This window comes from Thalassotalea sp. PS06 (assembly GCF_007197775.1).
Lineage (GTDB): Bacteria > Pseudomonadota > Gammaproteobacteria > Enterobacterales > Alteromonadaceae > Thalassotalea_A.
In genome coordinates this window covers 160,442-173,350 of sequence record NZ_CP041638.1, presented here as the reverse complement: position 1 = coordinate 173,350, position 12,909 = coordinate 160,442, and the positions used below count along the sequence as shown (strand labels likewise).

Here is a 12,909-nt window from a genome sequence, read left to right as displayed (position 1 = left end):
ATGACGAAATTTTCCATCTCAACTTTATTGATTCTCAGTCTATTTTCGGGAGCCGTTGCGGCCATGCCAAGCCCTTATTCCTTTTCCCAGGAACAACAACTAACGAGCAATATTTCCGGGGCCATCGCAGAGCGATTTGCTCGAGGTACACAAGCGGTTATCAGCCGAGATTCTGAGCCAGACATCCATTACTACCTGCAAATTGAAAATCCAGAAAATCCCTGTGTGGTAATATCACCTGGCCGTGCTGAAGGTTATCTAAAGTACCAGGAAGTGGTTTTTGACCTGACTAATAATGGCTTTAATGTTGCCATCGTTGATCACCGCGGTCAGGGGTTATCAGAACGGGAACAGGAAGAGCGACACCGCGGATATGTGCAATCCTTTGATCATTATGTTGAGGATTTACAATTGGTGTTGGAGCAGGCGATAGCCCCTAACTGTCAAGGTCCACTATTTTTATTGGGTCATTCCATGGGCGGCACCATCGCCAGTTTATACGGGCAAAAATATCCAGAGCGATTCCAGGCCATTGCCTTGTCAGCACCAATGTTTGGTATCGATACCGGAGGCATCCCAGACTGGTTGGCAACCACTATGGTTGGCCTTGGGAGCGGCCTGAATTCGGTGTTTAGCGATAAGGCCTGGTATTTTTTCGGTCATGGCCCTTATCAGCAAAAGCCATTTGCCGAAAACGAATTAATGCATTCTGAGATTCGCTATCAGATATTCAAAGATACCTGGCAACAACACCCAAAAGCGCAGCTAGGCGGTGTCACCTTTGCCTGGCTCAATGCTGCTATTGATGCCATGGATAACGCGTTAAATAATATTTCTCAGTTTAAAGCCCCGGTGCTGATACTGCAGGCTGAACAGGATACCGTTGTCGATAATCAGGCCCAGCAGGTATTTTGCGAAAAATTAGCGGCGTTGAACAAGACAAGCTGTGTGCAAGACGGGCCTGTCGTTATTAAAGGCGCCAGGCATGAAATATTATTCGAGTCCGATGACATGCGGCAAGAGGGTCTTTCGACCATTTTAGACTTTTTTAATGATTATCTCTCGACTGAGATACAACAGGATCTTGATGAATAATCACCTGGCAGTCGGTAAACTCGGCTTCCAGGGCCGCCTGCACTTTATCACTGATCTCGTGGGCCTGAAGCAAACTCAGCTGCTGATCGATTTCCAGATGAAATTGAATAAATCGATGTTGTCCGGCACGCCGGGTTTTCAGTTGATGATAACCCAGCACGCCATCGCAGTTTAATATCACATTATCGATTCTGGTCAGCTCCGACTCGGGTAACTGATGATCTAACAGTTGCTGAACGCTAGTGTAAATTAACGTTAATGCGCCATAGATCAAATAAACACCAATCACTATCGCCATCAGGCCATCCATAAAGCGCCAATCAAGCTGATAAAAAGCAAGTGCCATAATCACCGCAATATTCAGGAACAGATCGGATTTATAGTGGAGTTGATCGGCGCTAATTGCGACCGAGCCGGTTTGCTCAATCACGTAATGTTGAAAACGAACCAATGCCAAGGTGCAGACGATTGCGACAATACTGACGCCAATGCCCCAACTGGTATGGGCAATTTCTATAGGATTTAGCATCCGTTGCCAGCCAAAGGTTATCAGTAATATTGCCGAGATACTGATAATAACGGACTGGATAACCGCCGCCATATTCTCCGCCTTGCCATGGCCGAATCGGTGTTCTTTATCGGGAGGTTGTAGTGACCAGCGAACGATCAGTAAATTAGTGATGCTGGCGAGTAAATCAAAGCCGGAGTCCAGGGTGGAGCCAAGTAAAGAGGCCGAAGGTGAATGCCACCAGACTAAAATTTTGGTTACCAGCATCAATACAACGAGCGCAACCGCAAGGCGAGCTGCCAGAGTGACAAGGGTTTGGTAACTTCTTCTGTCTCTGGCAAGGTTGGTCATTGGCTTATCCGGTTTTTTCTACCTTAATTCGATATAGAGCGCTGTAAAGCACTGGCACCGCGACCAGAGTCAGAATAGTCGCAAAAGTCAGGCCGCCCATAATGGTTACCGACATGTCGGCGAAGAAAGGATCGAATAATAATGGCGCCATGCCCAGAATGGTGGTTATCGCCGCTAAGGCCACCGGCCGCAAACGGCTGGTACTGGCTTCCACGATTGCCAGAGGCTTATCCTTACCCTCTTCAATCTGCAGATCAATTTCTTCAATCAATACAATAGCATTCTTTATCAACATACCAAACAGACTCAAGAAACCGAGCAACGACATAAAACCAAAAGGCATATCGGTAAGCAGCAATCCAGCAACAACGCCCACCACCGCCATCGGCACAACCAGCCAGATGATCAGAGGCTGTCGTACTCTGGCAAACAGCAATACCGAAATCAGAAACATCACGAAAAAACCCATCGGCAAGCCAGAACCCAGTGCTTGTTGAGCTTCGGCAGAAGATTCAAATTCACCGCCCCACTCCAGATGGTAACCCTCTGGTAGCGGTATTGCCTGTATCGGCGCCATGATACGTGACAGTGCCTGAGCCGCCGTTTCGTCCATACCTGGTTCTGCCATTACAGTAATCGTGCGAATCCGATCACGACGATTAATCAAGACTTCCTCGCTTTCCAGGGTGATGCCCGTAGACAACTGCTGGAAAGGAATATATTTTCGCTGCTCAGAACTCCAGACCTGAACGTTTACAATATTCTCAACATCGCTATTACCCGGCTTATTGAGCTGGGCCAGACCCGGCTGATTAATCTTAGCAACAATCGGATAGCTGTAATCGCCATCCTGAATGGAGCCAAGTTGTAAACCATTACTGGAATACTGAATAGCATCAGAAAAATCAGCGCGGGATACTCCAGCTACCCCAGCGTTGAATTCATCAAAGTTGCTGTTTATCGCCAGGCCTTTTTGACGCCAGTCGTGGCGGATGTCTCGTATCAAAGCATCTTCACGCAAAACCTGTTCCGCCTGTTGGGCTAAATCACGGAGCGTGGAAGCATCAGATCCGGAAAAACGTACCCCAAGTTTGGCACCACCTCCGGGTCCAAACTGCATTCTCTCGAGATAGAAATTGGCACTGATATCAGCAAGGGCGAGCTTATCTGGCAGGGTCTTTAAATACGGCGCGATGAGTTCAGCATCTTCCATGCGTATTAATAATAACCCATAACTTTCGTTTCTGGCCTGGGGATTATAGGTGAGTGTAAAGCGATCAGCGCCAGCACCAATGTAACTGGTAATCGATGTTACCCCCTCATCCTTCATCAGGATCTGTTCTACCTCAGTAATCACCGATTCAGTGCGACGAATATCCTGATCTTGCCCACCCCAATAATGCACAAAGAAAATTGGCGCATTCGATGGCGGGAAGAAACCCTGCTTTACCTTACCGAAACTTGCATAGGCGCCAATGGTGATCAGCACTAACAAAGAAATGGTAATGGCACGATGGCGCAACGCCAGTCGAAGTAGCGATTGATAACGCTGATAAATGCCACCACTTTGTCCCTGCTGTGACCCATCGTTACCCACCTGATAAAAGTAACTGCCGAACAGCGGGGTTACGGTTACCGCCAATAGCCAGCTTAATAGCAAGGAAATCATAATAACGGCGAATAGTGAAAACAGAAATTCACCGGTCGCATCATCGGACAGACCAATGCCGGAAAAGGCGGCAATACCAATAACCGTAGCACCGAGCAATGGCCATTGGGTGCGTTTGACAATAAATGATGCTGCATCCACTGCCGATTTCCCCTGTCGCATTCTTAGCATCATGCCTTCCGCGACTACAATGGCATTATCTACCAGCATCCCCATGGCAATAACCATGGCACCAAGTGATATCCGTTGTAGTTGTAAATCAAACAACCACATCAATAATACCGTACCCATTACCGTAATCAGCAACACACTGCCAACGACCAGGCCAGAGCGCCAGCCCATAAACAGACATAGGGTCAGTGACACCACGGATACTGACAGGACAATATTAAGAATGAAACCATCCACGGCTTCATCGACAATTTGCGCCTGGTTATAAATTGGATTTAATTCAATGCCTAGCGGTAGGGATTCGAGGATTTGGTTAATTTTGGCGTCAACATTGTTACCTACTTCCACAATGTTGATATCATTTAACGCCGATATCGCCAGCGTAATCGCCTGCTGACCATTGTAATGAATGATGCTTGGCTGAATTTCTGTAGGCTCCACCGATAACCGGGCAATATCTTTGACCTTAATCGACTTATTTGAACCCGGTAATACCAGGGTCAGATTGTTGATTTCATTTAGCTGGTTTCGCGACTCTTCAACCAGGATCCTGACCTGCTTGCCTTCCACCAGAATGCGGCCGCCATGAAATGGTCGAAAGTTATCGCTAAATAAACGCACCACATCGGGAAAAGATATTCCTAAACCGGATAGTTGATACGGATCGATATTGGCAACAATCTGCTCTTGCAGGACACCATTAACATTAACCCGGGCAACACCTTCAGAGGTTAATAGCTCGCGGCGGATGATACGAGCAAATTCACGAACTTCCCGCTCGCTAAAATCTGGCGCGGTTAAGGCGTAGTAAAGACCAGCGACATCACCAAAGTCATCGACCACCTGAGGTTTACCCGCGCCTTTTGGCAAACGTCCCACCGCATCTCGTAGACGCTTCCTCAGCTCATCCCAGATCTGCGGTAAGGTATCGGCATCGTAATGGCTTTCGATTTCGACGGTTATTTCCGAAACCCCAGGTTTTGATATTGAGGTAAGCCGTTTAAGTTGCGGCATTTGCTGCAAAGCAATTTCCAGTTGTTCGGTGAGCTCTTCTTCAACCTGTTCGGCACTGGCCCCTTCAAATTGGGTAATCACCTGGGCCATTTTTATGGTAAATGCCGGATCTTCCAGACGACCAATCTTGCTTAGCGCCAGACTACCACCCAACAATAAAATCAGCACCATCAACCAGATATTGACAGGCGTTTTGATCGCATACTTAGCTATGTTCATCAACTACGGCGCCTTGTAAGGCGTGACCTGCTGGCCTTCAACCAATTGATTAACCCCGGCGCTGACAATTCGATCGGAATTTTCCAGACCTGAACCGACAATCACCCGTTTACCAATTACTTTCAGAACGTCCACCGCAACTTTCTGTACCGATTTTTGCTGTTCCTGATAACGCCAGACATAAAAGCCTTTGTCGTTGTCTCCCACTAACGCACTAAGTGGTAACACTAAGCCATTAAGCGGCTGATTATTTTCCAGGCTAACACTAACACGGGCACGGGCACCCGGAGTAATCGCCTGTTTGTCGACCGGTTGCATGGCGAACACTACCTGATAGGTTTGGGTAATAGGATCTGGCTGAGTGCGGTGTTCTACATATTCAATCGGGAATGTCGGCGCATCGCGGGTAAGCAGTGTTGCCGTGGCTGCAAGCAATTCATTATTGGCATTTGCCGAGAGGATCCGCTCAGGCACATTAAAGGTAAAATAAATACGGGATAAATCCTGCAAACGGGCAATCGGCTGACCCGACTGCACATAACTGTTGTTGTCTACCAAACGTTCCGAAACCTGTGCGTCAAATGGTGCCCTTAATTGGGTGTAGCTTAAATCCTGTAACGCATTATTGAGATCAATTTGCGCCAAATCGGTTTGCGTTTCAGCGTTATCAAACATGCTTTGCGAAGCCAGACCTTTATCAAACATGGTCTTGATCCGCCCTAAATCTTTCTCGGCAATGTCTAATCGTAGCTGCTGCTCTTCGACCCGCCGCTCAAATGGTGCGCGGTCGATACTGGCTAAGAGATATCCTGTTTTAATCTTTTTACCCTGTACCAAATCCAGCTGATTCAAACGACCCGAGACTTCAAAGCTAAGCTCGATGGTTTTCACCGCCGATACGGTTGCTGGAAAGGTATATTTATTTTGATGGGGAACCGGTTGTGCTTTGGTAAGTTGCACGACGACAGGTTTGGATACCTGCTCTGTTTGTTGGGCTTCCTGACCACAGGCAACCAGACCCGTCAGTGACAAGAAAAGACAAAATTTTCTGAACATAACCACTCCGATATCTCTGATTAAGATTAGCAGAGACTAAACAATGGCGAGAGGTTAACACATTTACATATTTTGTTAATTAGATAATTTCAATGTTTAATATTTTACTGGGTAATCCGGATAAGTTGATCTAAGATATCGGCAGTATTCGCTTTACCGCAATTAACGTTTTTCTGGTCGCCCCTATGCCAAATTCAACAAACAATCGTAAACAGCAGGTACTCGATGCTGCCCGAACTTGTTTCTTCCAATTTGGATTTAATACCACCAGCATCTCGATGATCAGCCGCTATGCGGATACATCGCGAGTGACCATTCATAAACTGTTTGCAGGAAAAGAAGACATATTCCGCCAGGTGGTTGAACAGCATTTTCACCGCACTCAAGAGAAAGTTAAACAATACCGGAATCAGCTCAACAACATCTGGCAGGTGGTGGAAAATATTGTTATGGCCCTCGGCCAACCGGTTTTTCAAGACATCAAGGACAGGGAAGTACACCAGGATTTAGTGCGATCCTGCTTGCGTTATGCAGAAGATTTAAGCCAAATGCAACGCCAGTTTGTTCGGGAAAACCTCACTGAATCATTAACCCTTGCCGAAAACAATAAGCAAATAAGCCTAGAGCATCTTGATATGAGCTGTGAAGAGTTAGCAGAAAGTATTGAGACAACCGTTTACGGATTATTGCATAGCAACATTGATCTCCAGGCTCACTATGCCCTGCAACAAATGCTAAAAGTGTTTCAGGCGGCAACTCGTCCTTGTTAACAAACAACCGCTGCAATTAAACCGCGTCGATAAACCCCTGTTGGCGCCAGGCTTCATAGCTGATGATGGCGACAGAGTTTGCCAGATTCAAAGAACGAGCATCTTTCATCATCGGAATACGAATACGCTGACCATCGGGCAAATTATCACGGATTTCATCGGGCAAACCATGGGTTTCTGAGCCGAATAGCAATACATCTCCCGCCTCAAACTTTACCTGATGATAGTGAATCGAACCCTTAGTGGTACAGGCAAATATGCGTTTGCCAGGCACCGCCTGTAAAAATGCCTGATAATCTTTGTGGCGTGTTACATTGGTTAGATCATGATAATCCAGACCAGCACGTTTAAGCTTTTTATCGTCAAAATCAAAACCCAATGGTTCGATTAAATGTAATCGACAGCCATTATTTGCCGCTAAGCGAATAATGTTTCCGCAATTTGGAGCAATTCGGGGTTCAAATAAGGCGATTTCAAACATTTACGACCTCAATGTAGAAAGGTTGGATTAGAATCATTGGACCCTGGTAACAGGGTCCAAATTAACATTCGCTGGTTGGGTTGCGACCGAGCAATTGCAAAGCAGCTTCTGATGCTGGTTTACCCTGATACAAAACCTGATAGATTTGCTCAACAATCGGCATCTCAACGTTTTCACGTTTTGCCAGCATATAGACTTCTTTGGTGTTGCGATAACCTTCAACAACCTGCCCTATATTACGCTGCGCTTCTTCTACCGATTCTCCGGCACCTAAAGCCAGACCAAAACGGCGGTTTCGCGACTGATTATCGGTACAGGTAAGCACTAAATCGCCAAGACCCGCCATGCCCATAAAGGTAGCAGGATTCGCACCAAGTTTTACCCCTAATCGGCTCATTTCCGCCAGCCCACGGGTGATTAAGGCGGTACGAGCATTCGCACCAAAACCGATACCATCGGCAATTCCGGCACCAATTGCGATTACGTTCTTAACTGCACCACCGAGTTGTACACCAATAAAGTCGCTGTTCTGATAAACGCGAAACGATTTTTGACAATGCAGTAAATTGGCAAGGCTATCGGCAAATTCCTGATCTTGCGACGACAATGAAATTGCGGTCGGTAATCCAGCTGCCATTTCTTTAGCAAACGTAGGTCCGGAAAGCACCGCTAGCGGGACTTCTTCACCCAGGATCTCACGGGCAACGTCCTGCAATAAACGTCCCTGCTCAGGATCCAAGCCTTTTGTCGCCCAGGCAATTTTCACACCCGGTTGCAGAAATGGTTTGATCTGAACCAGCATTTCCCGAAACGCATGACTTGGCACTACCAGTAACAAAATATCGCTGGCGGTAGCCGCAGTTTCAAGGTCCGCTTCCAAAGACAAAGATTCAGGAAAGGTAAATCCCGGTAGATAGGCTTCGTTGGAGCGGCTTTTTCGCATCGCTTCAACGTGCTCAGAATTACGCCCCCAAAGAAGCGTCTGCTGACCATTTCTGGAAAGACAAAACGCAAGAGCGGTTCCATAGGAACCAGCTCCAAGTACGCTAATATCAACTTGTTGCTTCATAGCAATTAAGCGTCAGTTGCAGTGCCTGCGCCCGCTTCCTGAGCGGCTTTCATGTCTGCTGCACGTTTTTGAACATAAGAAGCAAACAGGGCATCAAAGTTTACTGGTGCAAGGTTTAATTGTGGGAATGTACCACGAGCAACTAAGCTACTGACCACTTCGCGAGCATATGGAAATAGCGTGTTCGGGCAGAAAGAACCTAACGTATGAGCAAGCTGAGGTTCAGGCATGTTACCAACAGTGAAAATACCAGCTTGTTGAACTTCCGCTAAAAACGCTACTTGATCGTCTAATGTAGCGGTTACGGTAATCGCTAAAACCACTTCATAAGTATCTTCTGCTAACTTGTTAGAACGAGTATCCAGGTCAAGTTTTACTTCTGGTTTCCACTCTTTTTGAAAGATTGCTGGAGAGCTTGGCGTTTCAAACGATACATCTTTGGTATATACACGTTGAATCGCAAATGCTGGAGCCTGTTGGTTTTCAGTACCGTTTGCTGCTGCTTGATTCTCTTCTGACATAATTTTACTTCCTAATTTACTAATCTTGTCGTTTTTACGACCTTTATACCAATTACACTAAGTTTGTGCACAACTCAGAGTTAGGGCAGAGGTTCAGTTACAACATAGATTTCATTGGTATAGTCATTCTATATCGATGAAATATAGGGCCGTAAATGGGCCTCTGATAAACTCCCTTTGGGTGAGTTTTAAAGGCATTTATCCTGCGTTACTGATTTTGACAATGGAATAACCATTCTCTGCAATCAAAGCCTTGCCTATAAGCCTTTAAATTCTCACTGAGTGGGCAATAATTTAATGTACTTGGTATCATTTATTCACTCAGTAGTGTGTCCAGTTGCCCCTGATACTCAAGGGCCATTAGATCATCACATCCACCGACATGTTTATTATTTATAAAAATCTGTGGCACCGTATGGCGACCACCGCTTAATTCCATCATTTCAGCCCGACGGCCGGGCTCCATGTCCACACTAATCTCTTCAAAGGCCACCTGTTTGTGGGCCAATAAAGCTTTTGCACGATGGCAGTATGGACAATAGGCACTACTGTAAATAACGACCTTAGTCATAAAAACTCCGCTATTTACTGACAGGTAAATTTGCCGTTTGCCACGCAGACAATCCACCTTTGAGGTAACTCACCTTGGCAAACCCTGCTTTTGCAAGCTGATTTGCCGCTTTAATTGCGGTCATCCCGGCAGCACATACCACAATAATGGGCTTGTCTTTGTATTTTTCAAGGCTTGCCAGGTCATTGGCATTAATTTTTTCTGCCGTTAAGTGTTTTGAGCCGAAAATATGCCCATTACGAAAATCTTTATCGGCACGAATATCGACTACCACGCCCTCTTCGCGATTCACTAGCATGGTTAGTTCCTGAGTACCAATTGCCTGTACTGAAGAAAAGCGATTTTTAACCGTTGTGAAGATTAGTATCGTTGCGATCGCCAACCATGCCATAGTCAGCATTGGGTGATTACTTAAAAACTCGACGTATTGTTCCATAACCTTTGTGTTACCTGTTTCAAAGATGTCGACGCCTGCTATGGCGCCGGTTATACCAGCAAAGGGCACAAGTATACCGTTTGCTTATAAAGAATCCAGTAAATGCATAAATTTGCGGTTGATTCGAGCTTCTCTATGGCTCTATGATACGAGTCCGGTGTACAATTATCCCTCGCATCTGCAGTAAACCAAGATAGGTAAGTCAATGAGTAACAAGAAATCTATGGTATTAATCATCCTTGATGGATGGGGCTATCGAGAAAATCAGGATTCTAATGCGATTTCCCATGCCAATACCCCTGTGATGGACAGTTTAATGAAGGACTATCCAACCATGCTTATTGACACTTCAGGTATGGCTGTTGGTTTGCCAGATGGACAAATGGGTAACTCCGAAGTTGGTCACGTCAATCTGGGCGCCGGTCGAGTGGTTTATCAGGATTTCACCCGCATTACCAAATCTATCGAAGACAACGAGTTTCAGAATAATCCGGTATTAGCCGACACTATCGATAACGCCGTTGCCGCCGACAAAGCCATACACGTATTTGGGCTTTTATCTCCCGGCGGCGTACATAGCCACGAAGAGCATATCTTTGCGCTGCTAAAAATGGCGAAACAAAAAGGCGCGAACAAAGTGTATTTGCACGCATTTCTTGATGGTCGCGATACCCCACCTCGCAGCGCTCTTAGCTCCTTGCAAAAAGCTGAACAGTTATTCACCGAGCTTGGCAATGGTCGCGTAGCTTCTATGGTAGGTCGTTACTATGCAATGGACAGGGATCAACGTTGGGATCGTGTAGAAAAAGCCTATGACCTTATCGTTAGCGGAGAAGGCGAATATACCGCAGCAAACGTTACAGAGGGACTGGAAAATGCTTATCAGCGTGACGAAAATGATGAATTCGTTGCTGCTACTGCCATCCTAGATACCCACGGTAACAGCGTAAAAGTTGAAGACGGCGATGCGATGATTTTTATGAACTTCCGTGCTGACCGTGCCCGTCAATTTACCCGTTGTTTCACTGAAGCCGACTTTTCCGGTTTTGATCGTAAGCAGAAACCTGCGATCAGCGCTTTCGTTATGCTTACCGAGTATGCTGCTGACATCCAGGCTCCTGCAGCCTTCCCGCCAGAGGAGTTAGATAACGTCCTTGGTCAATGGCTAGAAAAGCACAATAAGACGCAATTGCGAATTTCTGAAACCGAAAAATACGCGCATGTTACCTTCTTTTTCAGCGGCGGTCGTGAAGACACCTTTATTGGTGAAGACAGAGAGCTTATTCCGTCACCTCAGGTAGCAACCTATGATCTACAGCCTGAGATGAATTCCGAGTTGTTAACGGATAAACTGGTTGGTGCCATCGAGAGTGGCGATTACGACTTTATCGTTTGTAATTATCCAAACGGCGACATGGTTGGTCACACCGGTAATTTTGATGCCGCGGTAAAAGCTTGTGAAGCGGTAGACAAGTCCATTGGCCGGGTAATCACGGCATTGAACAAAACCGGTGGTGAATGCTTAATTACCGCCGACCATGGTAATGCTGAAATGATGGTAAACAGTGAATCAGGTCAGGCACATACTGCTCACACGTGTGAGCCAGTGCCACTTATTTACGTTGGTCGCCCGGCGCAACCTTTAAATAAAGGTACGCTAAGCGATATCGCACCAACGATTCTTTCCTTAATGGCAATGGAGCAGCCCGAAGAAATGACGGGAACTCCATTGATGCAACTTAGTGACTAAGTTGTTAAGGCGTTTACGCGACACAGCCCCTGGCATATTAACAATGTCAGGGGGGCTCTTATGCCTGCTGTTTTCCAATACTGGTGTTGCTGCACCGGATAAAACTAAGCAGAATCTGGATGATCTCAAACAACAGATTGTCGCTGAAAAACAATCCCTGACCAAAGACAACAAACAGCAGCAACAATTACAGTCGCAACTGAAAAAAGATGATTTGGCCATTGCCAGCAATGCCCAGAAGATCAATGCCATCAGTAAAGATAAAGCTGAGGTTGAAAAACAGCTCGATAAGCTTGGCAAGCAACAAGCTGACCTTAACCGCAAAAGGCAGCAGCAAGAGCAGGTTCTTGCTGAGCAAATCCGCAGTGCCTACTACGCCGGTCATCACGATTACCTGAAATTATTACTAAACCAGCAAGACCCCAATGAGGTTAGTCGTAACCTCACCTACTATCAATATTTAAACGAAGCCCGTGTGGCTAGCATTGATGACTATAAATCAGTGATTAAAGACTTGCTTGATGTGGAGCGAGAGCAGCGTCAACAGGCGGACAAATTATCGCAGTTAATCGACGAACAACAGCAGCAAAAGCAAGCTCTGGAATCAAACCGCAAACAACGTCAGGCAACATTAAAACAAATAAATTCAAAAATATTATCTTCAAAGCAACGACTGACAAAGCTTGAAGAAGAGGAGAAGTCTCTTATTCAGGCGCTTGCACGTTTACAGGCAATGCAGCAGGAAGCCTGGGAGCTCAATGGCCTCGGAAAATTTAAGAATAAATTGCAGTGGCCAGTGCAAGGTCGTATCACCCATGCTTTCGGGCAACGAAAACAGGGTTACCTGCGCTGGAAAGGTGTTTTAATGAGTGCTCCGGTAGGAAAGCCGGTTTACACCATTCACAATGGCACCGTATTGTTCGCCGACTGGCTTAAAGGCTATGGCCTGGTTGTGGTAATCGATCATGGAAAAGGCTACATGAGTTTGTATGGCCATAATCAAACCTTGCTGAAAAAGGTCGGAGATCGGGTTGAAATTGGTGAGCCGATTGCCTTAGTTGGGCAATCTGGTGGTCAAAACAAAGCCGGTGTATATTTCGAAATTCGCCACAAAGGTAAACCTGTCAACCCCAAACACTGGTGTAAATAAACAGACAAAACCTATTAAAACAATAGTTTAAGCGCACTACAAAAAAAGTACCGGGTTTTCATCGATTTTGCCTGACAT

The 12,909-nt window shown here is 46.0% G+C and carries 12 protein-coding genes; 4 read left to right on the top strand and 8 right to left on the bottom strand.

Annotated features, from left to right (window positions below):
* Nucleotides 1-1,095: an alpha/beta fold hydrolase gene (locus FNC98_RS00765; protein ID WP_143579468.1), complete on the top strand. Its 1,095-nt coding sequence runs from the start codon at nt 1-3 to the stop codon at nt 1,093-1,095.
* On the opposite strand, the gene FNC98_RS00760 is transcribed toward FNC98_RS00765, so the two are convergent.
* Genes FNC98_RS00760 through FNC98_RS00750 form a run of 3 tightly spaced genes read right to left on the bottom strand, consistent with a single transcriptional unit; the run spans nt 1,049 to nt 6,083 of the window.
* Nucleotides 1,049-1,954, bottom strand: a complete 906-nt coding sequence (locus tag FNC98_RS00760) for a cation diffusion facilitator family transporter (RefSeq protein ID WP_143579467.1) — start codon at nt 1,952-1,954, stop codon at nt 1,049-1,051. The genes FNC98_RS00765 and FNC98_RS00760 overlap by 47 nt on opposite strands.
* A gap of 4 nt (nt 1,955-1,958) precedes the next feature.
* Complete coding sequence (locus FNC98_RS00755) at nt 1,959-5,027, bottom strand: efflux RND transporter permease subunit (RefSeq protein WP_143579466.1); 3,069 nt, start codon at nt 5,025-5,027, stop codon at nt 1,959-1,961.
* A gap of 3 nt (nt 5,028-5,030) precedes the next feature.
* On the bottom strand, nt 5,031-6,083 hold the full coding sequence (locus FNC98_RS00750; protein ID WP_143579465.1) for an efflux RND transporter periplasmic adaptor subunit: 1,053 nt from the start codon (nt 6,081-6,083) through the stop codon (nt 5,031-5,033).
* Nucleotides 6,084-6,268: 185 nt separating this feature from the next.
* Between FNC98_RS00750 and FNC98_RS00745 the strand changes: the two genes are divergently transcribed.
* Complete coding sequence (locus FNC98_RS00745) at nt 6,269-6,853, top strand: TetR/AcrR family transcriptional regulator (RefSeq protein ID WP_143579464.1); 585 nt, start codon at nt 6,269-6,271, stop codon at nt 6,851-6,853.
* 16 nt (nt 6,854-6,869) lie between these two features.
* On the opposite strand, the gene trmL is transcribed toward FNC98_RS00745, so the two are convergent.
* The 5 genes from trmL to FNC98_RS00720 form a co-directional block, all read right to left on the bottom strand.
* On the bottom strand, nt 6,870-7,334 hold the full coding sequence (trmL, locus tag FNC98_RS00740; RefSeq protein WP_143579463.1) for a tRNA (uridine(34)/cytosine(34)/5-carboxymethylaminomethyluridine(34)-2'-O)-methyltransferase TrmL: 465 nt from the start codon (nt 7,332-7,334) through the stop codon (nt 6,870-6,872).
* A gap of 61 nt (nt 7,335-7,395) precedes the next feature.
* Nucleotides 7,396-8,403, bottom strand: a complete 1,008-nt coding sequence (gpsA, locus tag FNC98_RS00735) for an NAD(P)H-dependent glycerol-3-phosphate dehydrogenase (protein ID WP_143579462.1) — start codon at nt 8,401-8,403, stop codon at nt 7,396-7,398.
* Nucleotides 8,404-8,408: 5 nt separating this feature from the next.
* Nucleotides 8,409-8,924 (bottom strand): protein-export chaperone SecB, encoded by a 516-nt coding sequence (secB, locus tag FNC98_RS00730; RefSeq protein ID WP_143579461.1) that lies wholly within the window; start codon nt 8,922-8,924, stop codon nt 8,409-8,411.
* A 313-nt stretch (nt 8,925-9,237) separates the two neighbouring features.
* A complete protein-coding gene (gene grxC / locus FNC98_RS00725; protein WP_143579460.1) occupies nt 9,238-9,495 on the bottom strand; it encodes a glutaredoxin 3 in 258 nt (85 codons plus the stop codon).
* 10 nt (nt 9,496-9,505) lie between these two features.
* The gene (locus FNC98_RS00720; RefSeq protein ID WP_143579459.1) at nt 9,506-9,931 is read right to left on the bottom strand and encodes a rhodanese-like domain-containing protein; all 426 of its coding nucleotides are present in this window, start codon (nt 9,929-9,931) and stop codon (nt 9,506-9,508) included.
* Nucleotides 9,932-10,136: 205 nt separating this feature from the next.
* Here FNC98_RS00720 and gpmI point away from each other — a divergent pair, with 205 nt between their 5' ends.
* Together gpmI and FNC98_RS00710 are read left to right on the top strand one after the other, a co-directional pair.
* Complete coding sequence (gpmI, locus tag FNC98_RS00715) at nt 10,137-11,681, top strand: 2,3-bisphosphoglycerate-independent phosphoglycerate mutase (RefSeq protein WP_143579458.1); 1,545 nt, start codon at nt 10,137-10,139, stop codon at nt 11,679-11,681.
* Between the two features lie 43 nt (nt 11,682-11,724).
* Nucleotides 11,725-12,831: a murein hydrolase activator EnvC family protein gene (locus FNC98_RS00710; protein WP_143579457.1), complete on the top strand. Its 1,107-nt coding sequence runs from the start codon at nt 11,725-11,727 to the stop codon at nt 12,829-12,831.
* The last annotated feature ends 78 nt before the right edge of the window (nt 12,832-12,909 follow it).

Coding starts and splice junctions, on each gene's coding strand:
- trmL (WP_143579463.1), bottom strand. CDS start 7,334: ATGTTTGAAATCGCCTTATTTGAACCCCGAATTGCTCCAAATTGCGGA.
- FNC98_RS00755 (WP_143579466.1), bottom strand. CDS start 5,027: ATGAACATAGCTAAGTATGCGATCAAAACGCCTGTCAATATCTGGTTG.
- grxC (WP_143579460.1), bottom strand. CDS start 9,495: ATGACTAAGGTCGTTATTTACAGTAGTGCCTATTGTCCATACTGCCAT.
- gpsA (WP_143579462.1), bottom strand. CDS start 8,403: ATGAAGCAACAAGTTGATATTAGCGTACTTGGAGCTGGTTCCTATGGA.
- FNC98_RS00720 (WP_143579459.1), bottom strand. CDS start 9,931: ATGGAACAATACGTCGAGTTTTTAAGTAATCACCCAATGCTGACTATG.
- secB (WP_143579461.1), bottom strand. CDS start 8,924: ATGTCAGAAGAGAATCAAGCAGCAGCAAACGGTACTGAAAACCAACAG.
- FNC98_RS00760 (WP_143579467.1), bottom strand. CDS start 1,954: ATGACCAACCTTGCCAGAGACAGAAGAAGTTACCAAACCCTTGTCACT.
- FNC98_RS00710 (WP_143579457.1), top strand. CDS start 11,725: ATGTCAGGGGGGCTCTTATGCCTGCTGTTTTCCAATACTGGTGTTGCT.
- FNC98_RS00765 (WP_143579468.1), top strand. CDS start 1: ATGACGAAATTTTCCATCTCAACTTTATTGATTCTCAGTCTATTTTCG.
- gpmI (WP_143579458.1), top strand. CDS start 10,137: ATGAGTAACAAGAAATCTATGGTATTAATCATCCTTGATGGATGGGGC.
- FNC98_RS00745 (WP_143579464.1), top strand. CDS start 6,269: ATGCCAAATTCAACAAACAATCGTAAACAGCAGGTACTCGATGCTGCC.
- FNC98_RS00750 (WP_143579465.1), bottom strand. CDS start 6,083: ATGTTCAGAAAATTTTGTCTTTTCTTGTCACTGACGGGTCTGGTTGCC.